The 20,556-nt window shown below is 57.1% G+C and carries 19 protein-coding genes, 1 other RNA gene and 2 pseudogenes; 4 read left to right on the top strand and 18 right to left on the bottom strand.

Annotation, left to right across the window (positions count from 1 at the left end):
• Window positions 1–23 precede the first annotated feature (23 nt).
• The 12 genes from emrB to AFK65_RS15140 all read right to left on the bottom strand — a co-directional run bounded on the left by emrB (window position 24) and on the right by AFK65_RS15140 (window position 13,438).
• A complete protein-coding gene (gene emrB, locus AFK65_RS15195; RefSeq protein ID WP_038856457.1) occupies window positions 24–1,562 on the bottom strand; it encodes a multidrug efflux MFS transporter permease subunit EmrB in 1,539 nt (512 codons plus the stop codon).
• Window positions 1,563–1,576: 14 nt separating this feature from the next.
• Window positions 1,577–2,752, bottom strand: a complete 1,176-nt coding sequence (gene emrA / locus AFK65_RS15190; protein WP_007701135.1) for a multidrug efflux MFS transporter periplasmic adaptor subunit EmrA — start codon at window positions 2,750–2,752, stop codon at window positions 1,577–1,579.
• 139 nt (window positions 2,753–2,891) lie between these two features.
• Window positions 2,892–3,422, bottom strand: coding sequence for a transcriptional repressor MprA (gene mprA, locus AFK65_RS15185; protein ID WP_007701134.1), 531 nt, complete (start codon window positions 3,420–3,422; stop codon window positions 2,892–2,894).
• A 535-nt stretch (window positions 3,423–3,957) separates the two neighbouring features.
• Window positions 3,958–5,142 (bottom strand): MFS transporter, encoded by a 1,185-nt coding sequence (locus tag AFK65_RS15180; protein WP_032804883.1) that lies wholly within the window; start codon window positions 5,140–5,142, stop codon window positions 3,958–3,960.
• A 274-nt stretch (window positions 5,143–5,416) separates the two neighbouring features.
• A complete protein-coding gene (proX, locus tag AFK65_RS15175) occupies window positions 5,417–6,412 on the bottom strand; it encodes a glycine betaine/L-proline ABC transporter substrate-binding protein ProX (RefSeq protein WP_007701129.1) in 996 nt (331 codons plus the stop codon).
• Window positions 6,413–6,466: 54 nt separating this feature from the next.
• Entirely contained in the window at window positions 6,467–7,537 is a 1,071-nt protein-coding gene (proW, locus tag AFK65_RS15170) for a glycine betaine/L-proline ABC transporter permease ProW (protein WP_032804881.1), read from the bottom strand.
• The gene (gene proV / locus AFK65_RS15165) at window positions 7,530–8,732 is read right to left on the bottom strand and encodes a glycine betaine/L-proline ABC transporter ATP-binding protein ProV (RefSeq protein ID WP_007701119.1); all 1,203 of its coding nucleotides are present in this window, start codon (window positions 8,730–8,732) and stop codon (window positions 7,530–7,532) included. The genes proW and proV overlap by 8 nt, the downstream gene beginning before the upstream one ends.
• A gap of 354 nt (window positions 8,733–9,086) precedes the next feature.
• A complete protein-coding gene (gene nrdF / locus AFK65_RS15160) occupies window positions 9,087–10,046 on the bottom strand; it encodes a class 1b ribonucleoside-diphosphate reductase subunit beta (RefSeq protein ID WP_085959955.1) in 960 nt (319 codons plus the stop codon).
• A 12-nt stretch (window positions 10,047–10,058) separates the two neighbouring features.
• Window positions 10,059–12,140 (bottom strand): class 1b ribonucleoside-diphosphate reductase subunit alpha, encoded by a 2,082-nt coding sequence (gene nrdE, locus AFK65_RS15155; RefSeq protein ID WP_407638606.1) that lies wholly within the window; start codon window positions 12,138–12,140, stop codon window positions 10,059–10,061.
• Between the two features lie 50 nt (window positions 12,141–12,190).
• On the bottom strand, window positions 12,191–12,592 hold the full coding sequence (gene nrdI, locus AFK65_RS15150) for a class Ib ribonucleoside-diphosphate reductase assembly flavoprotein NrdI (RefSeq protein ID WP_038856462.1): 402 nt from the start codon (window positions 12,590–12,592) through the stop codon (window positions 12,191–12,193).
• Entirely contained in the window at window positions 12,589–12,834 is a 246-nt protein-coding gene (gene nrdH / locus AFK65_RS15145) for a glutaredoxin-like protein NrdH (RefSeq protein ID WP_007701113.1), read from the bottom strand. The genes nrdI and nrdH overlap by 4 nt, the downstream gene beginning before the upstream one ends.
• 277 nt (window positions 12,835–13,111) lie before the next feature.
• On the bottom strand, window positions 13,112–13,438 hold the full coding sequence (locus AFK65_RS15140; protein ID WP_007701110.1) for a DUF883 domain-containing protein: 327 nt from the start codon (window positions 13,436–13,438) through the stop codon (window positions 13,112–13,114).
• Window positions 13,439–13,599: 161 nt separating this feature from the next.
• Here AFK65_RS15140 and AFK65_RS15135 point away from each other — a divergent pair, with 161 nt between their 5' ends.
• Window positions 13,600–13,944: a DUF2002 family protein gene (locus tag AFK65_RS15135; RefSeq protein WP_007701107.1), complete on the top strand. Its 345-nt coding sequence runs from the start codon at window positions 13,600–13,602 to the stop codon at window positions 13,942–13,944.
• 11 nt (window positions 13,945–13,955) lie between these two features.
• On the opposite strand, the gene AFK65_RS15130 is transcribed toward AFK65_RS15135, so the two are convergent.
• Window positions 13,956–14,411 (bottom strand): L-alanine exporter AlaE, encoded by a 456-nt coding sequence (locus tag AFK65_RS15130; RefSeq protein ID WP_007701106.1) that lies wholly within the window; start codon window positions 14,409–14,411, stop codon window positions 13,956–13,958.
• 526 nt (window positions 14,412–14,937) lie between these two features.
• Between AFK65_RS15130 and AFK65_RS15125 the strand changes: the two genes are divergently transcribed.
• Window positions 14,938–15,246 (top strand): hypothetical protein, encoded by a 309-nt coding sequence (locus tag AFK65_RS15125; RefSeq protein WP_007701102.1) that lies wholly within the window; start codon window positions 14,938–14,940, stop codon window positions 15,244–15,246.
• 82 nt (window positions 15,247–15,328) lie between these two features.
• Here the strand turns inward: AFK65_RS15125 and AFK65_RS15120 are convergent, their stop codons facing one another.
• Window positions 15,329–15,508, bottom strand: coding sequence for a hypothetical protein (locus AFK65_RS15120; RefSeq protein WP_004386460.1), 180 nt, complete (start codon window positions 15,506–15,508; stop codon window positions 15,329–15,331).
• A 227-nt stretch (window positions 15,509–15,735) separates the two neighbouring features.
• Between AFK65_RS15120 and AFK65_RS21235 the strand changes: the two genes are divergently transcribed.
• Window positions 15,736–15,894: a YqaE/Pmp3 family membrane protein gene (locus AFK65_RS21235; protein WP_007701099.1), complete on the top strand. Its 159-nt coding sequence runs from the start codon at window positions 15,736–15,738 to the stop codon at window positions 15,892–15,894.
• A 344-nt stretch (window positions 15,895–16,238) separates the two neighbouring features.
• Window positions 16,239–18,116: a methyl-accepting chemotaxis protein gene (locus tag AFK65_RS15115; protein WP_038856465.1), complete on the top strand. Its 1,878-nt coding sequence runs from the start codon at window positions 16,239–16,241 to the stop codon at window positions 18,114–18,116.
• A gap of 123 nt (window positions 18,117–18,239) precedes the next feature.
• On the opposite strand, the pseudogene AFK65_RS15110 reads toward AFK65_RS15115, so the two are convergent.
• The 4 genes and pseudogenes from AFK65_RS15110 to ssrA all read right to left on the bottom strand — a co-directional run.
• Window positions 18,240–18,461, bottom strand: a pseudogene (locus AFK65_RS15110) (STY0301 family protein); the annotation flags it as partial.
• A 76-nt stretch (window positions 18,462–18,537) separates the two neighbouring features.
• Window positions 18,538–19,658 (bottom strand): IS3 family transposase gene (locus AFK65_RS15105; protein ID WP_115185090.1). Its coding sequence is split into 2 segments (ribosomal slippage): window positions 18,538–19,400 and window positions 19,400–19,658, totalling 1,122 coding nucleotides; the frame shifts between segments, so codons are not numbered across the junction.
• 70 nt (window positions 19,659–19,728) lie between these two features.
• Window positions 19,729–20,001 (bottom strand): annotated as a pseudogene (locus tag AFK65_RS15095) (integrase arm-type DNA-binding domain-containing protein); the annotation flags it as partial.
• Between the two features lie 165 nt (window positions 20,002–20,166).
• Window positions 20,167–20,530, bottom strand: a transfer-messenger RNA (tmRNA) gene (gene ssrA / locus AFK65_RS21230).
• Between the last annotated feature and the right edge of the window lie 26 nt (window positions 20,531–20,556).

The following is a 20,556-nucleotide window of genomic DNA, read 5'->3' as shown; positions in this document are numbered from 1 at the left end:
GCGGGCCTTTTTTGCGAGTAACGTCAGTGCGCGCCGCCGCCGCCGCCGCCCGCCCCGAAAGGCGGTCTCGCGAACCAGATTAGCCCCAGCAGCACCAGGAACACGCCCGCGGACGCCCAGAAAATCTCGTTAGCGGAGATAATCAGCCCCTGGTTGGTTATCTGCTGTGCGATATAGCCGGACGCCTGCTGCTGCGTCATCCCCATGCCCTGGAGCTGGTTATACATCTCCTGCGCGTTAGGGTTAAACGGCGTGACCGATTCGCTCAGCTGCGCGTGGTGCATCGATTCCCGGTTGGTCCAAAGCGTCGTGGTTATCGAGGTGCCGATGGAGCCCGCGAGCGTCCTTAAGAAGTTCGACAGGCTCGACGCCGCCGCCAGCCGTTCCGGCGGCAGGCCGGAGAGCGTGATGGTGGTGAGCGGCATAAAGAAACACGCCACCGCGAAGCCCTGAATAAACTGCGGCCACGCCGACGCCCCGAAATCCATCCCCGGCTCGAAGGTATACGCGCGCCAGTAGAAGCACACCGCGTACATAATAAAGCTGAACGTCACCAGGCGGCGCATATCCAGCCGGTGCGCGAAGCGTCCGATAATCGGCGAGAGAATGACCGGGATTATCCCGACCGGCGCAGACGCCAGTCCCGCCCAGGTCGCGGTATAGCCGTAGACCTCCTGCAACAGCTGCGGCAGTAACACAATCGAGCCGAAGTAGAGCATATAGGCAAGGCTGATACTCAGGCAGCCGATGGTGAAGTTGCGCGACTTAAACAGCGAGAGGTCGACAATCGGATGTTCGTCGGTGAGCTCCCAGACAATCAGGAAACTCAGCGCCACCACCGCCACCACCGTCAGCACCACGATTTCGGTCGAGTTAAACCAGTCGAGCTCTTTACCCTGATCGAGCATCACCTGCAGGCAACCAATCCCTATCACCAGCAGCCCCAGCCCCACGGCGTCAATGCGCCGCTGCTCGGTGCGGGTTTCCCGCCCGCGCAGCGATTGCAGCGTCATCAATACCACGGCGATGCCGATCGGCACGTTGATAAAGAAGATCCAGCCCCAGTGATAGTTATCGCTGATCCAGCCGCCGAGGATCGGGCCGCAGATAGGCGCGACGATCACCGTCATCGACCACAGCGCCAGCGCGACAGAGCGTTTGGCAGGCGGGTAGTTGCTCAGCAGCAGACTCTGGGAGAGCGGGATCAGCGGCCCGGCCACAATCCCCTGAATCACGCGGAAGAAAATCAGCATGTTCAGGCTACTGGAGACGCCGCACGCCCAGGAGGCGATCGCGAACGCGATGGTGGACCAGACGAAGAGCTTCACTTCACCGACGCGCTTCGCAAGCCAGCCGGTCAGGGGTATCGAGATAGCGTTCGCCACCCCGAAAGAGGTGATAACCCAGGTGCCCTGGCTTAACGAGGCGCCCAGGTTACCGGCGATAGTCGGGATCGCCACGTTGGCGATGGTGGAGTCCAGCACCTGCATGAAGGTGGCAAGGGAAAGGGCGATGGTCATAACGACCAGCTGCGCCCCTTCAAGCGGTTTACGTTGCTGCATACAACCTCCGCCGGTTAACCCGCGTTCGCTTGCACGATATCGTTAATCAGCTTGTTCACCGGCTCCAGACCGATTTCGCGCGCGTTACTTTCATACGCGGGCTGAGAACGGGTCTGGGTCGCGAGGACGCCGCCGTCGCGGTTGGTGGTATCGACTTTCACCAGCGTGGAAAGGCCGATGCGCAGCGGATGCTGCTCCAGCTGTTTCGCGTCAAGCTCAATACGTACCGGCAGACGCTGCACCACTTTGATCCAGTTGCCGGTGGCGTTCTGTGCTGGCAGCAGGGAGAAGGCGCTGCCGGTGCCCATATCGAGGCCGACCACTTTGCCGGTGTACTCCACGTCATCGCCGTAAATATCGCTCACCACGGTAGCGGGCTGGCCGATGCGCATATGCGCGAGCTGAGTCTCTTTAAAGTTCGCGTCCACCCACAGGCCGCTCGACGGAACGATAGCCATCAGCGGGGTCGTCGGGCTAATCTGCGCGCCCACCTGAACGGAACGGCGTGACACAAAGCCGGTCATTGGGCTGACGATTTTGGTACGTTGCAGCGCAAGCCAGGCGTTGCGCACGTCGGTGGCGGCCTGTTGTACCGCCGGCTGATCTTCAAGCTTCGAGCCGAGGATCATCGCCTGGTTGGCGTTGTACTGCTGAATAGCGACGTCAAGCTGCGCCTGGGCGCTCGCGACCGCATCGCGGGCGTGCTGGAGCTCTTCGCGGCCGATTAAATTCGCGCTGCCGAGCGGCACGCGACGGTTTAAGTCGCTCTGGGCCTGCGCCAGCGCGGTTTTCTGGACGTCGATATTCGCCGCGTACTGCTTGCTGTTAATCATCAGCTGGCGGGTCTGACGCACGCTGGAAGCCAGCTCGGTCTTCGCTTTCTCGAACGCCTGCTGGGCGTCGGTCGGATCGAGCGTCACCAGCACGTCGCCTTTTTTCACAAAGTCGGTGTTCTCTACCCAGACTTTGGTGACGCTGCCGGAGACCTGCGCCATGATTTGTACCTGATTCCCCGCCACATAGGCGTCATCGGTCTCCTGAAAATGACGCGCCACTAAAAACCAGTAAACGCCATACGCCACGGCAATAACAACAAAGAGCAAGGTTAATAACAGCAGGGCGCCTTTGCGTTTGCCCTTCTTATTATTGACCGGTTGCTGCGGGGTGGTGTTCTCCGCATTTGCGCTCATGTTTATCTCCACGTTCTTATTGTTGTCGTCGGCGATAGCCGACCTCTGTTGTCAAAAAGGCCAGCATTCAGATGCTGGCCTGTCAGTGTAGCGGTTTCCTTGCAACGGCACGTTTGCGAAACGAGCGCTTATCGGCGCTTTAGCGAACGGCCTCAAGCAGCGTATTGTCCTCTTCCATCTGGTCGAGGCGGTCGAGCAGTTTGCGGGTAATCTGCTCAAGCTGTTCTTTCTCCTGGCCGCTTAATGAAGACCACAGCAGATGCAGGCAGTGATGCTGCGGCGGTAGCACCTGACGTAAAAACTCCTGACCTTTTTCAGTCAACTGAAGATGCAGGCAGCGGCGATCGTTATCGCTTTCGCGACGCTCGATCCAGCCGCGCTTTTCCAGCTCATCGGCAATGCGGGTGGCGTTCGTGCGCGACGATCCCAGTGCGCAGCTCAGCTCGCTCGGCTGAATGCTGTGATTCTCCTGGGATTCCAGGGTCAGCAACGCCATAAACAATGTCTCGTTAATCCCCTGAGCCTTCAGCATCTTATTGCGGTTTTCCAGCAGCTTGCCCTGCATGTGCATGCACAGGCGAGTCAGGAGAATTTCCTGATACGGAAAATCCTCGTAGCGACTGGCGCGAAATTTAAGCATCTGTTCAATGGGCGTAAACGAACTATCCATTTGGGTATAACCTCATTAATTGCAGCCGATATAATAACGACGGTAACAAATCATGTAAATCTATTATTCAGATGAATCACTAATGGCTACGTTACCGTCATGAGCTTCCGGGCTATTCCATAACCCGGAGCGCCCGCGCCTTGCCAGACGGGCAGAATATGAAAGCGACGGCGCCTGCGCCTTACGCGTATCGGCGAAAAACGGTGCGGGCCGGCGGCCGTTCATATAAGTAACAGAAATGTAAGAAGTCGCTTCGTATGATGTCAAACCAGGCGGTACAGTGCAGAAACGCGGGATAAACGCCACGGACAAGCCGCTGATAAATGATGGCAAAGTTTCGCTTATGCTCCCTGCCGACGAGAATGTGCGAAGAGGCAGGGAGGGGCGTAAAGATGTGGGTATATCCATATACGTTTTTGATATATTGCCGAAGTTAAAATCACTCGAATAAATAACTCAGCATAACCTTAACAGAGTGTTACCGCCCTTAACACCCTTCGCTGGCATTCAGGACGGCAAAGGTGCGACGCAGGCCTCACTCTGTCCCGCTGTGGCGGTGATAGCCGCGCCACCACACTACCAGATTTAGTAGGGCGATAATCGCGCCCGCGGCGCAGACGCCGTTCCAGCCCGCGTGTTGCCAGGCGGAGGCGGAGATAAGCGATCCGGCCGCGCCGCCGATAAAATAGCTGGTCATATAACCCGCCGTGAGGCGGTTACGCGCGTCCGGGTGGATACGGTAGATAACGCTCTGGTTGGTGATATGCACGCCCTGTACCGTGAGATCGAGCACCAGGATGCCGATAATCAGCGCGATAACCGAGAACTGGCCGAGCGCCACGGCAATCCATGACAGCAGCAGCAGAACCAGCCCCCAGGTGGTGGTAAGGTGCGCTTTGCCTTTATCGACGAAACCGCCCGCCGGACGCGCGCCGAGCGCGCCTGCCGCGCCCGCGAGGCCAAACAGCCCAATCACGCCGTCTGAAAAATGAAACGGCGCGCCCGCCAGTAAAAACGCCATTGATGTCCAGAGAATGCTGAAGTTGGCGAAGGTCAGACAGCCCAGCAGCGCGCGGGTGCGCAGTAGTTTATCGCGGGTAAACAGGCTGAAGATGGAGCCGAGCAGTTGCGGGTAGTTGAGCGTGCTGGTCTGTTTCACGGCGGGCAGGCCGCGCCAGAGCGCCAGCGCCATGATGACCATCAGCACCGTCGCGACCCAGTAGACGGTGCGCCAGCCGCCGAGGCTCGCCAGCGCGCCGGAAACGGTTCGCGCCAGAAGAATGCCGAGCAGCAGGCCGCTCATGATAGTGCCCACGACTTTGCCGCGTTTTTCCGGCGCGGCGAGCGTGGCGGCGAGCGGCACGAGTACCTGCGCCACCACGGAGAACAGACCGGTCAGCGCGGTGCCCAGAATCATCATCGTGAGCGTATGGCTGCTTGCGGTGATAAGCATCCCGGCGGCGGCCAGCAGCGTCATCACCACAATCATGCTGCGGCGTTCAAACATATCGCCAAGCGGCACCAGAAAAAGCAGCCCGAAGGCGTAGCCGAGCTGGGCGGCGGTGACGATAAAGCCCGCCTGGTTGGCGGTAATGGCGAAGGCGTGGGCGATGGTGTCGAGCAGCGGCTGGGCGTAGTAGTTGCTCGCGACCACAAGGCCCGTGGCGACGGACATCAGTACCGTCAGCGACGTGCTAAGTCCTTGAGTCTGTTTAGTCATAGTGTTTCTGTTATGTGGTTGAGAGGGCAGGAGAACGCTTACTGAAAGCCATTATGATAACGGAACCGCATCGTAGCGCCAGATTGTTGAGGATTTGTTAAGTGTCGGATTGTGCGTTTTGGGGCGGTGGGTGCGCTGCGCTTACCCACCCTACCTGAAAGAAGCGATTCCATTTGTAGGGCGGGTAAGCGCAGCGCACCCGCCGTGACACCAAAAACGTCGTGACAAAAAAACACCCGCCGGGCGGCGGGTGTGGTCTCGAATCGAAAAACGCTTACTTCTGCGCGGCCAGCGCTTCCTTGATCCAGCCGTCGAACTGCGGCTGGTGGGCTTTGATCCAACCATCCACATGGCCCTCGATATCCGCCTCGCTCGCTCTGCCGCTGTGCATCATCGCGTTCTGGGCGTTGATATCGGTAATCGGCAATTTCATCACTGAAAACAGCTTCGCCGCCGCCGGGTTCTTCTCCGCCCAGGCTTTATTCGCCACAATGTGCATCGTATTCACCGGGAAGCCGAAGTTATTGCCGTTTGAAAGTTTGGTATCGATATCCTTCTGCTCGCCCGGCAGGGACGAGAACGGCACCTGCAGCCACACCACATCTTTACCCGGCTTCAGCACGTCGCTCACCCAGTACGGCGTCCAGGTGTAATAGAGCACCGGTTTGCCTTCTTTATAACGCGCAATGGTGTCCGCCATCATCGCCGCGTAGTTGCCGTGGTTCACGGTCACGGTGTTTTGCAGGCCATACGCGGTGTTCTGATGGTTAATCACCGCCTCGCAGCCCCAGCCAGGCGTACAGCCCATCATGTCCGCTTTGCCGTCGCCGTTGCTGTCAAACAGCTTCGCGAGCTGCGGATCTTTCAGCTGCGCGATATTGGTGATGTGATATTTTTCGGCGGTTTTACGGTCAATCAGATAGCCCTGCGCCGCGCCGGTCACATAGGTGCCTTCACGGTAAAACTTCTTGTCGCCGCCCGCGGCCGCGTACATATCGTCATGCAGCGGCTGCCAGTTTACGGCGGTAAAGGTGGCGTCACCGGAGGCAATCGAGGTGTAGCCGACGTTGTAATCCACTTCGCTGGTTTTATTCACGGTATAGCCGAGCTTTTCCAGCGCGCGGCTTACTAATAGCGTCTGAAAACTCTCTTCGGAGATCGTGCTCTGCACTGGCTGGACGGTAATGCCTTTGCCCGGCAGGTCGGCGGCAAAGGCGCTGGTGGTAACGAGTGTGGCAAAGGCTGTGGCGAAAAGAACAGAATGTCGCATCGTTATTCCTTTTATTCAGATGAGGGAAAGCGGGCGGCCTGAGCCGCCGGCGCTTTATTTGATGAATGGACGGGTGAGAAGACCAAGCGGGCCGCTCGCGTACCAGCGACGGTTGCCGCGGCTGCGGGCGTCGCGGCCCACGGCCTGCGTCAGGCGGTCGAGAATAATGGCGAGGATAACAATCCCCACGCCGCCGACCGTGGCAAGCCCCATGTCGAGGCGGCCAATGCCGCGCAGTACCATCTGACCGAGCCCGCCGACGGCGATCATCGAGGCGATCACGACCATAGAGAGAGCCAGCATCAGCGTCTGGTTAATCCCCGCCATAATGGTGGGCATGGCCAGCGGCAACTGTACTTTAAACAGCATCTGGCGCGGGCTGGAGCCAAACGAGCGCGCCGCTTCGATAAGATCTTCCGGCACCTGGTTGATCCCGAGGATCGTCAGGCGCACCACCGGCGGCAGGGCGAAGATAATCGTCACCACCACGCCCGGCACGTTGCCGATGCCAAACAGCATGACGATCGGCACCAGATAAACAAACGCGGGCGTCGTCTGCATCGCATCCAGCAGCGGGCGAATAATTTTCGCCGCGCGCGGGCTTCTCGCCAGCCAGATCCCAAGCGGCAGGCCTATCAGTACGCAGAACAGCAGGGCGGTCAGCACCAGCGCCAGCGTCACCATCGCCTGCGACCAGGCGCCGATAGCGCCGATGAGGATCAGCGATACCAGCGTCGCAACTCCCATACCCGCGCCGGAAATCTGCCAGGCGATCAGCGCGAACAGGATAATCGCCACCGGCGCGGGCATCCCCAGCAGCAGCTGCTGGAAAGCGTTCAGGATGTAATCCACCGGCACGCGAATGCCCTGGAACAGCAGGCGGAAGTGCGTCACCACCCAGTCGATGCCTTCCGTCACCCAGCGGTCGAGCGGGATCAGCGTGTTATGAAACGGGTCCATGATATTGAAATGCTCGGGCGCAGGCGCGGGCGCGCTGTTCAGCCAGTCGGTTGAGCCGCTCTCGGGCGCAGGCGTCGGGCTACCCCAGGCGTCTGCGCTGCTGGCGCTGTTCGCGGCGGCGTCAGCGCTGCCGGTTTCCCACGGATTTTGCGTCTGATCAGTCATGGATAGCCCCCTCGCGATCTAAAGCTTTCAGCAATACCCCTTTTGAGATAACGCCCACATACTGTTGCTCGTCGCCGACGACCGGGACGGCGCACGGCGCAAGCCCAACCGGCGAGAGCAGTTCGCTTAGCGGCGTGTCGGCGCTCACCGCCGCGGGCGTCTCCAGTAACGCGCTGTCCAGCCCCTGGCCTGCCGCCAGCGCCGCTTTCAGGGAATCCACCGACACGGTGCCGACAAAGCGGTTGCCGCGCTCGACGACATAACCAAATTCGCGATCTTCATCCTGCAACAGCTTGATGGCCGAGCGCGGGCCGAAGCCTGGCGTTTTACGCAACAGACCAGCGGGGCTGCGGCGCGCGATATCTTTCGCGCTAAAGACCTGGCTGATATCCACACCGCGGAAAAACGTGCGCACATAATCGTTCGCCGGATTATTGAGAATTTCATCCGGCGTGCCGACCTGCACCACTTCGCCGTTTTGCATAATCGCGATGCGATCGCCAATTCGCATGGCTTCATCCAGATCGTGGGAAATAAACACGATGGTGCGCTGGTGGCGCGACTGAAGCTTAATTAATTCATCCTGCATTTCGCTGCGAATTAACGGATCGAGCGCCGAGAAGGCTTCATCCATTAACAGAATATCGGGATTAATCGCCAGCGCGCGCGCAAGCCCGACGCGCTGGCGCATCCCGCCTGAAAGTTCGTCGGGATACGCATGGGCATAATTCTCAAGCCCGACCTGACGCAGGGCATCGAGCGCTTTTTCGTGACGAACTTTTAGCGGCACGCCAGCTAATTCCATGCCGAAGGCGGTATTATTTAATACGGTCATATGCGGCATCAGCGCGAATGACTGGAATACCATCGCTATCTTTTTCTTGCGCACCTCGCGCAGCGCGGCGTCAGATATTCTGGCGATATCCTCGCCGTCAATCAGCACCTGGCCGCGGGTGGGTTCAATCAGGCGATTGAGAAGGCGAACCATAGTGGATTTACCCGATCCGGATAACCCCATGATCACAAATATCTCGCCTTCTTCAATGGCCAGAGTGGCGTCTTTTACGCCGACAGACAGCCCGGTCTTTTCCAGTATTTCGGCTTTTGAAAGCCCTTGTTCAATATATTTAAAGGCCCGCTGCGGGTGCTCTCCAAATATTTTATATAAATTCTTAATTTCTAATTTAATTGCCATGCAATAGCGTGTGTCCTGTTATATTTTGCCGTTAAGATGATTCCTGCAGGAAATAGTTACCGGGGCATACCCTAGCATACTGAGATTCTGAGACAACCCTCAATTTCCGCAATCTGGCGTGAATTGCTTCGCCGAATGGCGATTATTTCCCGCTATTACTGGGCTGAGCGGCAATGAATGAAGAGTAATATTTTTGCTTTTGCAGGGTGAAATGACGGGTGAATCGGCGTGATTCACCCGTCAGAGAGTGGAAATAGCAGCCCGGCGGGCCGCAGAGATATTTTCGCGGATTTTACAATTTTGCAGCAAATAATTCTGCGGATTTTTTAGCGATTATTTGCGCCTGCAAGCGAATCAGAAATCCCAGTCGGCGTCTTCGGTTTCCACCGCTTTGCCCATCACATACGATGAGCCGGAGCCGGAGAAAAAGTCGTGATTTTCATCGGCGCCAGGGGAGAGGGCGGCGAGAATCGACGGGTTCACCTGCGCCATTTCCGGCGGGAACAGCGCCTCGTAACCGAGATTCATCAGCGCCTTGTTGGCGTTGTAGCACAGGAACGCGCCCACATCGTCCACCCAGCCGACGTCGCGATACAGCGCCTCGGTGTACGCAAGCTCGTTATCGTAAAGCTCCATCATCAGATCCAGCGCGAAAGTTTTGAGCGATTCGCGCCGCGTGTCGTCCACCTGCGCCAGCGCCTGCTGATATTTGTAGCCTATGTAATAACCATGCACCGCCTCGTCGCGGATGATGAGCCGAATCAGATCGGCGGTATTGGTGAGCTTGCCGCGGCTCGACCAGTACATCGGCAGATAAAAGCCGGAGTAGAACAGGAAGGACTCCAGAAACACGCTCGCGATTTTCTTCTTCAGCGGATCGTCATCGCGGTAGTGCGCAAGAATAATCTGCGCTTTGCGTTGCAGCGGCGCGTTCTCTTCGCTCCAGGCGTAAGCGGCGTCCACGTCCGGCGTCTGGCAGAGCGTGGAGAAAATTGAGCTGTACGAGCGCGCGTGTACCGCCTCCATAAAGCTGACGTTCGAGAGCACCGCTTCTTCGTGCGGCGTCAGCGCGTCGGCCATCAGGGCGGGCGCGCCCACCGCATTCTGAATGGTGTCGAGCAGCGTCAGCCCGGTAAAAACCCGGATGGTCAGTTGCTGCTCGCCGGGCGTTAAGGTCTGCCAGGCCGGGATGTCGTTCGAGAGCGGCACTTTTTCCGGCAGCCAGAAGTTGCTGGTGAGCCGGTTCCACACCTCCAAATCTTTCTCGTCCTGAAGCTTGTTCCAGTTAATGGCGCTAATACGGCTTAAACGGATCATGGTGTTTCCTCACAGGGCGCAGGAGACGCAGCCCTCAATTTCGGTGCCTTCCAGCGCCAGCTGGCGCAGTCGAATGTAATAGAGCGTCTTGATGCCTTTCTTCCAGGCGTAGATCTGCGCTTTGTTGATATCGCGCGTGGTGGCGGTATCCGGGAAAAAGAGCGTCAGCGACAGCCCCTGATCCACATGGCGCGTCGCCTCGGCATAGGTATCGATGATCTTCTCGGGGCCGATTTCATAGGCATCCTGGTAGAGCGACAGATTCTCGTTGGTCATAAACGGCGCGGGGTAGTAGACGCGGCCGATTTTGCCTTCCTTGCGGATTTCGATTTTCGAGACGATCGGATGAATGCTTGACGTCGCATGGTTGATGTACGAGATAGAGCCGGTCGGCGGCACCGCCTGGAGGTTGCGGTTATAGAGCCCGTGGCGCATGACGTCGTCGCGAAGCTGGCGCCACATCTCAGGCATCGGCAGCGTAATGCCTACGCGCGCAAACAGTTCAGCGACCCGCCCGGTGCGCGGCGTCCATGTCTGCGTGAGGTATTTTTCAAAGTACTCGCCGCTCGCGTAGCGGGACGCTTCGAACCCTTCAAATCGTTCGCCGCGCTCGCGCGCCAGTTTCATGGATGTGTTCAGCGCATGCCAGGTAACGGTATAAAAATAGAGATTAGTGAAATCGAGCCCTTCCGGCGAACCATAAGCGATGCCTTCGCGCGCAAGGTAGCCATGCAGATTCATCTGCCCAAGCCCGATGGCGTGCGAGGCGGCGTTGCCCGCTTCGATGGACGGCACGCTGCGGATATGGCTCATGTCAGAGACTGCCGTCAGGGCGCGTACCGCCACCTCCACCGTCCGGCCGAAATCGGGCGAATCCATGGTATGCGCGATATTCAGCGAGCCGAGATTGCAGGAAATATCATGCCCTGTGGTCGCGTAATTGAGGTTTTCGTCAAACGTGGAAGCGCTGTTAACCTGCAAAATCTCCGAGCACAGGTTGCTCATGTTGATGCGCCCGGCAATCGGGTTCGCGCGATTTACCGTATCTTCAAACATGATGTACGGATAGCCGGATTCGAACTGTATCTCCGCCAGGCGCTGGAACAGTTCGCGCGCGCTGATGTAGCGTTTGCGGATACGCTCATCTTCCACCAGCTGTGAATACATCTCGCTGACGCTGATATCGCCGAACGGCTTGCCGTAGATACGCTCCACATCGTAGGGCGAAAAGAGCGCCATCTGCGCGTTGGCTTTCGCCAGTTCAAACGTGATATCGGGGATCACCACGCCGAGCGAGAGCGTTTTGATACGAATTTTCTCATCGGCGTTTTCGCGTTTGGTATCCAGAAAACGCAGGATATCGGGGTGGTGCGCGTTCAGATATACCGCGCCCGCGCCCTGGCGCGCGCCGAGCTGGTTGGCGTACGAAAAGGCGTCTTCCAGCATTTTCATCACCGGGATCACGCCGGAAGACTGGTTTTCGATGCGCTTAATCGGCGCGCCCGCTTCCCGGAGATTTGAGAGCGAAAACGCCACGCCGCCGCCGCGTTTGGAGAGTTGGAGCGCGGCGTTTACCGCGCGGCCAATGGACTCCATATTATCTTCAATGCGCAGCAGGAAGCAGGAGACCAGTTCGCCGCGCTGCTTTTTCCCGCAGTTCAGGAAGGTGGGCGTGGCGGGCTGAAAGCGGCCGCTTAAGATCTCATCAAGGATCTGACGCGCCAGCGTTTCGTCGCCGCAGGCGAGCGTCAGCGCCACCATGCAGGCGCGATCCGGGAAGTGCTCCAGATAGCGCTTGCCGTCGAAGGTTTTCAGCGTGTAGCTGGTGTAAAACTTCCACGCGCCGAGAAAAGTTTTAAACGTAAAGCCGTAGCGGTGCGCCTCGTCAAACAGCCCGGCGGCAAAGTCAGCGTCATAGCGTTTGAGCACATTCTCATCGTAATAGCCTTCGCCCACGAGATACGCGAGACGCGCGTGAGTGTCGGGGAAGGTCACCGAGCGCGGCTCCACATGGGCGGCCATAAACGCCGCCACCGCCTCGCGGTCTTTCTCAAACTGGATGCGGCCGTCGGCGTCGTAGAGGTTGAGCATCGCGTTCAGCGCGTGATAGTCCGGCGGCGTTTGCCGCACGGCGTCGCCGGTTAATGTTGTCGTTGCCAAAATTCGCTCACTCCCTTACGTACGTTATCGATGTCTTGCCCGGTGCCCATCAGTTCGAAGCGATAGAGAAACGGCACTTGGCATTTGCGGGCGATGACGTCGCCCGCGCGGCAAAACCCTTCGCCGAAATTACGGTTGCCTGCGGCGATCACCCCGCGCAGCAGCGCGCGATTGTGTTCATCGTTAAGAAACTGGATGACCTGGCGCGGTACGGCGCCTGCGGTTCCGCCGCCGCCGTAGGTGGGCACCACCAGAATGTAAGGCTCGTCCGCCCGCAGCCGCTCGCGGTCTTCCAGCGGAATTCGCGCCGCCGGCAGCCCCAGCCGCGCGATAAACCGGTGGGTATTTTCCGAGCGGCTGGAGAAGTAAATCAGGGCGCTCATGCGTTCGCCGCAAGGGAGTCCGCGCGCAGACGGTTAATCATGTCCGGGCGAAAACCGCTCCAGCTCAGGGCATCGGTCATCACCACCGGCAACTGGCGAAAACCCTGGGCGCGCAGCGTATCGATGGCTTCCGGCTGTTCGTCGAGATTGATGGTGTCAAACGCGATCCCGCGGCTCTCCAGCGCGCGTTTGGTGGCGTGACACTGGACGCAATCATTTCTTGTGTAAATAGTTATGCGCATGATTCGTATTCTCATCAATAGATTAAAATCACCACCGCAAAGCAGTGTGAATTGGGGTTGTTTGATAAGAAAGATACTAGATGTAGTTATGGTAACTTTCAACTACGCAATATATAGGGTTTCTGGCAACAGTAGCGCCAGGAGCGAGCAGACGCAGGCAGGCCGCGCGGCAGCGGTAAAAAAGATTTTTGCAAGCAGAAAGGGTAAGAAAAGAGACTGACAGAAAAGCCGTTCCCCGGCAGCGCCGGGGAAGAGGCATTGAACCGTGCTTCAGCGATTAGCGGCGGGTGATCAGCAATGCGCCGAGGAAGATCCCGACGGCTGCGCCGATACCCAGGCTGCTCAGCGGACGTTCACGTACAAAAGTACTCGCGCAACTTACCGCGTCGCGGGCCGCCTGAGAGACCTGGCTTCTGCCGTGCATACGCGCGCGGGTCTCGCGCAGCAGGGATTCTGCTTTACGGCGCGCCACATCGGCTTCGCCTTTGGCGTCGCTGCCCCAGGATTTCAGTACGCCTTCCAGCGTATCGGCAAGGCGGCTGATGTCCTGATTGATGTCATCCACACCAGCGTTCACGTCACTACGGGTATTTCGGTTAAACATAGCGCTCTCCCTTTTGTGTTTACTTAATAACAGTATAGAACAAAATGTGAGCCGCTTCGGCGCGCGGGGACGTCAGGCGCCCTTTCTGGACTTTTCCGAAAGCCCTGCTATTCCTCCTAATGTAAGGTTTCCCCGCAGTCTGAAGCAGATGAGGAAAATTTATGTATTTACGACCCGATGAGGTGGCGCGCGTACTGGAGAAAGCCGGGTTTACCATGGATGTGGTGACGCCAAAAACTTATGGTTATCGTCGCGGCGAGAATTATGTCTATGTGAATCGTGAAGCGCGGATGGGGCGCACGGCGCTGGTTATTCACCCGACGCTCAGGGAGCGCAGCCAGTCGCTGGCGGATCCGGCTTCAGATATGAAAACCTGCGATCACTACCAGCAGTTTCCGCTGTGGCTTGGCGGCGACGCGCAGGAGCATTACGGCATCCCGCTGGGATTCAGCTCCCGCATGGCGCTGGAGCGTTATCTGAACGGATTATTTGGCGAACCGCAGTAACCCGTCCCTTCTCAGGCCTGCGCGCTGACCGGCGCGGCGGGGCTTACCCGGAACAGACGGCGGCAATAATCGAGGAAATACCCGTAGGCCGCCCCCATCATCATCGATACCACAATATTGGAGCTCACCGCGGCGATAATCTGCGGGATATCCGCGCCGACGAACAGCAGAATGGCGGCGTACACCGGCGACTGAAAGGTGATATAGGCGAGCACATCCGCGACGTTTTTAATCAGGCGGCCTTTACCGATGCGCGCGGCGAAGCGCATTACCGCGTCGCGGTAGAGCCCGTAAGGCCAGGCGATCACCATATTGACCGGGATCGCCACCAGGCGTGACGAGAGCGATTGTTCGAAGCTCATTCCTGAGACGAATATTTCAATCATCATCCCCACGACGGAGCAATACACTACCATGGCAAAGGTGTCCGCTACGGCGTGACGCAGGCGAGAATGCGGCGAAAACATCGGGTTAAGCTCCTGGCTCATCAACAGGGAAATCGGGAAAGGTAAGGGGTGTACTGGCGATATGCCTGGCATTTCGCGTTGATGATAGAGTATATGGCTGTCTTATTGCTTTCAATTAGCGATAAATTTTTATTTATCGCCGCTTTGTCCATAAAATCCTCTGTAAATTCAGAAACGTGCGGCGCTTCGCTATTTTTTAACGGCGACTGATATTTTCGCATTTTATTTCAATGGGTTATTGCTTAGGTGGCAATGGTGTCGCGCCGCACGCGGCAGAGAATGTTTCGCCGGGTGGTTTTACAGCTGTCTTTGGAGTTTCAGATAGCGAATTAACCGGAAAAGCAGTCGTTTATGCTATTTTTAACAGGCGTCTGAGGGACGCCGTTCAGGTATGCCCGGCGTTATTTATCGGTGCGATGAATATGATTAGCCCGCCGTAAAACGGCTTTAACCATTCTTCAGCCCACCCGCGCCAGCGCAGCCGGATAATGCCCGCCGGTTTTTTAAACGGGTACCAGTCATCATCATGGACGCAATCAACGATGTTTTATATCAGGTTGAACGGGGCGTCATGGCGCTCGCACGGGAAGGTGATTTGAGAAAAAAGGTGCGGCGCTTCTGGTTTGAATCGCTTATCGTCATCCCTTCCGCCGCGTTGTCTAACGCATTACAGCGTGAGCTGCATATGCTTCGCGCGCCTTTCAGCGCCCCGCAGGCGCGCCCGGTCGCGGCATGGAGCGAGGAAGAGGTTCAGCAGTGGCTCAACGCTGTACTGGGGTTTTATCACCGGCTCAGCGAGCAGGCATTCAGGGAAAGTACGGCTAATAAAATGTAAGGCGGATGCCTTCGCTTATCCGCCAGCGCTAAATCGTAGGGTGGGTAAGCGAAGCGCACCCACCACGAGCACGACCTTTGAATCAACACACCCCGAAATCGCCGTCTTCTTTATACAGCGCCACATCGGCGGCTTTCAGCGTGACTTTTTCGCCCTGTTCATCATCCGGGCGCACCGCGACAATCTGATCGCCATGCACTTCAATGACTTTAAGCTTCGGGCCGCCCAGACGCGGTTGCACGATATCGCCTGCTGCAAACATGATGACCTCCTGTTTATTCATCGGGTTTCTGTAACAGTAGCCCACCATCGCGCTCAGCGACAACCGCAAGCCCGCGCTTTGCGGGAAAAGGGGGAGCGATCGCGGTCTGTATAGCCGCGTTAGGCCAGGTAAAGTCCTGTATGTAAGGTGGCGCTTTGCGGTTCAGCGACTAAACTTAATAAAAATAAGTCACTTACAAAACCTGCAAAAACAATACAGGAGTAACTATGGGATTCTGGAGAGTCGTTTTTACTATCCTTCTTCCGCCGCTTGGCGTACTGATCGGGAAAGGTTTGGGCGGGGCGTTTATCCTCAACATCATCCTGACGCTGCTCGGTTATTTCCCGGGCCTGATCCACGCCTTCTGGGTGCAAACCAAAAACTAACCCTCACGTTTTTACTGACCCGCTACGGCGGGTTTTTTATGCATTTTTTCTGCCTTGTCTTCTCTGTTTCGCCTCTCTCTTTCCGCCCTTGCGAATCTGTTCACGCTTTAACCGTTATGTTGCATTTTAATTGCGTACAAAGTGTGCGGTTTTACTCACGCTTAACAATATTTTAGTAATTAAACTGTTTTAATCGAAACTTTTGCCGATAACAGAGGGGCAGAGAGGCGTTTTTCTCTGAATAATTTGAAAAATAGAGATAAAAAGAGGCCACCATGGGGATCCTGTCAACATTAATAACGGGTCCAGGACGGACATTTTCGGCGCAAAGCCCCCGTAGCGGTGTGTATCGCTGTCAGAAATTACCCACATCGTTACGAGACGCGGGCGTGCCGGATAAGCCGGGCATCTTGATGGTATTTGTACCGCCCAACGCGAATTTTCATGCTGTCAGTCAGGTCTGGCAGCGCTTCGCCACGCCGGAACGCACCGTACTGGTGCTCTCTTCCACCGGCACGCTGTGCCAGCAGGATAAAGCGACAGTCTATTGCGAGCTGGAAAGCGACGAGGGGAGCTGGCTGCTGCTGCCCAAAGGGCTGATTGGTCGCCACGAAGTGCATTCTGTCGATCTGCACACCCGCATTCCGGGCGCCGCGCAGCGCGTGCAGGCGATTTCGCGCGATCTTAGCGCGCTCGACGTGCAGATGCCGCTCAGCGCCGATCGCACGTTTGCGATGATCTACTGCGACGGGCTCGCCGCCTCCGAAGGTTTCCTGATGCAGGCCTGGTATAAATCCGGGCGTTTCCCGTGTCTCGCTGTCGGCGGGGCGGCGGGCGGCAAGCTTGATTTCAGCGGCACCTGGATGAGCGTCAACGGCCGCATGATGGACGGCCGCGCGATTGTCATTCTGTGTGAAATGGCGCCGGGCAAATCCTTCGCGCCGTTTAAAAGCCAGAACTTCCAGCCGACTGACAAAAGCTGGCTGGTGGCGCAGGCCGATCCGGTCGCGCGCACCGTCACGTCGCTGTTCGACGCGAAAGATCATCAGCAGCCCATAACCTCGTATCTGGCAAGCCAGCTTAACTGCAAACCCGATCAGCTGGCGCAGGCGCTGGAGGGTTACACCTTCGCGGTCAAAGTGGGCGATGATTTCTTTATTCGCTCCGTGGCGCAGATTGAGTCCTCACAGATCCGCTTCTTCTGCGATCTGGAGTTTGGCGACAGGCTGTACCTGATGAAAGCGACCGATTTTGTCGCGCACACGGAGCACGACTGGCAGGCGTTCACGCGTCGCTACGGTAAACCGTCCGGGATGCTGCTTAACGACTGCGTACTGCGCCGCATGAACAACCTGGCGACGCTGCCGCGCGCCGATTTCTTCCGCAAGATCCCGGCGGCGGGCTTCTCAAGCTTTGGCGAAATTCTTGGGGTGCCTATCAACCAGACGCTCTCCGCGCTGGTGTTCTTCGATAAGCCCAACCACGCGATGAGCCAGTTCCCGGTGGAGTATGCGGCCTACGCGGCACACTACGCGCAGCGCACGCTGCGCCGCTGGGAGGCGATGCACCGTATGCAGTCGCAGGTGATTGAGCAGGTCATCAGTTATCAGCAGGAGCTGTCGCCGCTGCTCTCCACGCTGCCGCTGCTGGAGCATGCGACGTCGCAGCAGACCGAGACGCTGGATATCGCGCAGGGCAATATTCGCTCCATGAGCAGTGCCGCGCGCGACACCCGCGAAGCGCAGGACAGGCTGGAGCAGGGGTTGAACGATCTGGAAACCATCTCGGCCGGGATCACCAAAATCACCAGCGGGATCCGCTCTATCGCCGATCAGACCAACCTGCTGGCGCTTAATGCCGCGGTGGAAGCGGCGCGTGCGGGCGAATCCGGGCGCGGTTTCGCCGTGGTAGCGGGCGAAGTGCGCCGTCTGGCGCATCTGTCACGCGAGCAGGCGGAGGCGACCGCGCACAGCATCAACGAGTCTGTTGAGACCATCGCGCGTATTCGTCAGGTCACCACGGAAACGGTCAGCGCCACCCAGACTATGGCCGACCGCAGTATCGAAGCCGCGGACCGTATCGCCTCGATGAGCGAGCAGACCAGCGAAGAGCGCGAAAACGTCGCCCAGAGCCTGGGGCGCCTGAAGGTGGTCGCCAAAGGGATGGACGCGATGCAGGAGGCGGTCGCGCAGCTGCGCACGTTGCAGGAGCTGGCGAAGTAATTTTTCGTCTGTACTGAAAAGCGAAGCGTTTATTGAAAGGCGAGACGGGGTTATTCCCTCTCGCTTTTTTTATGGGGTTCGCTGGGAACGTTTATATTCATCGCCGTTCGGGTCAGGAAAGGGTTATTCACAAAACGCGTAAAACCGGGTGCTATTCTCCGCCAGGCCGGCTTTACATTCATTCGCGCTATCCGACACCTTAAATTCAACGGTTTTATGGGTGTTTTGATAACGGCACACCAGCCAGAGCGGTAAACCCATTTTCTTTCCGTAATCCTGATAGTCTTTCAGCGTCCAGACTATGCGGTTGTCATTATCAGGCATCAGTTCACCGTGTTTTTCCGGCGGCCCCTGGAAAAGGCTGACGTCATTTAAAGGGTGCGTGGTTAAGGTGACCTGCCCCCAGGATTAGATACAACCTTCAGTTAGTAATGTCAGTTGGTTTTTCTTCAAATTTCCCGTTTCGCCAGCCCGCTGCAAATTCAGCCGGCGTGAGGTAATTCAGCGATGAATGTGGTCGACACTCGTTATAATCCTGCCGCCAGTCATTAATTATTTCCCGGGCATGTAGAATATCGCTGAACCAGTGCTCATTCAGGCATTCATCCCGAAAGCGGCCATTGAAACTCTCAATAAATCCGTTTTGCGTTGGCTTGCCCGGCTGGATTAAGCGCAACTCAACACCATGTTCAAAGGCCCATTGATCGAGCGCGCGGCAGGTGAACTCCGGGCCCTGATCGGTTCTTATCGTTGCAGGATAGCCACGAAACAGCGCAATGCTGTCCAGAATACGTGTCACCTGAACGCCTGTAATCCCGAATGCCGTGGTGATCGTCAGACACTCCTTCGTGAAATCATCCACGCAGGTCAGGCACTTCATCCTGCGGCCGCTGGCAAGTGCATCCATGACAAAATCCATCGACCATGTCAGGTTCGGCGCATCCGGGCGAAGAAGCGGAAGCCGCTCAGTCGCCAGTCCCTTGCGGCGTCGCCTGCGTTTTACACTCAGGCCGTTGAGATGATAGATGCGGTATACCCGCTTGTGGTTGACGTGAAGGCCCTCCCGACGCAGTAGCTGCCAGATGCGCCGGTAACCAAAGCGGCGGCGCTCAAGTGCCAGCTCTGTGATGCGTAGAGACAGCTGCGCGTCAGCAGCCGGACGCTGAGCCGGGTAACGGCAGGTCGACAGGGACAAACCTGCCAGCCTGCAGGCACGACGTTGCGACAGACTTGCGGCCTCACACATGACTTCCACGGCTTCCCGCTTCTGGTCTGTCGTCAGAACTTTCGGCCAAGAGCTACCTGAAGCGCCTCCTTATCCAGCATGGCTTCAGCGAGCAGCTTCTTGAGGCGGGCGTTCTCCTCTTCAAGCGACTTGAGCCGCTTCACTTCGGGAACTTCCATGCCACCAAACTTCTTGCGCCAGGTGTAAAAGGTAGCGTCTGAAATAGCATGCTTACGGCAGAGTTCCCGGGCTGAAACCCCGGCTTCGGCCTCGCGGAGAATACTGATGATCTGTTCGTCGGAAAAACGCTTCTTCATGGGGATGTCCTCATGTGGCTTATGAAGACATTACTAACATCGCGGTGTGTTAATCAACGGGGAGCAGGTCAGGATCAATGCCATTGGCAAGCAAGGAAAGGTATTCATCTCGTAAGGCTCTGGCTCTTGCCAGTGTAAGGTGAGGATATGTTCCTAAGCTCACCTTAGTTCGCTTTTTGGTCACCGGCACTGCATACCTGAAATACCAATTCTTCTTCCCTCTTTTCGAGAGGGGGGCGATTCGTAGGATCAAACCATCACCGTCAAACAAGTTGATTTCTTTGTCGGCTGGCTTGGTGCTTTTGATTTCAGTGTCAGTGAGCTTCTTAGCGATTTTTGCCATTTTGGGACCCTCGGTTTTTGGACCCTTCGTTGTGGGTCCCATTCAGGGTGCCATAAGTGATAGTTCTCAGCAATTCTCACTGGACGACAATAGACATGAAAAAGCCCGCAGAGCTTGTGCTGTGCGGGCTTAGTAGACTTCATTGTACTTCAAACAACTAAAAAGTGGTGGAGCTGGCGGGAGTTGAACCCGCGTCCGAAATTCCTACATCCTCGGTACTACATGCTTAGTCCGGTCTTTACATTCGCCTGGCAGCTGCGGACGGACACGCCACTACCAGACTAGCCTGATTAGTTTTAACGCTTCAACCCCAGGCAGGGTATCCACGCGATCTCTTTTGGGTTTGACCTCTCTTGATCCCCGTCCTAAGAGCGGAGGCTAGGGAGAGAGGGCTCTAAGCAGGTTATTAAGCTGCTAAAGCGTAGTTTTCGTCGTTTGCGACTATTTTTTTGCGGCTTTTTACGAGGCCAACCGCCCCTCGGCATGCACCTTGGGTTTCGCGAATCCCGTCGAATCCAGAATCAGCCCCAAGAGTGTGACGCTAAGTATAGCAGA

Source organism: Cronobacter universalis NCTC 9529 (genome assembly GCF_001277175.1).
Taxonomy (GTDB): domain Bacteria; phylum Pseudomonadota; class Gammaproteobacteria; order Enterobacterales; family Enterobacteriaceae; genus Cronobacter; species Cronobacter universalis.
This window is presented reverse-complemented; position numbering and strand designations above follow the sequence as displayed.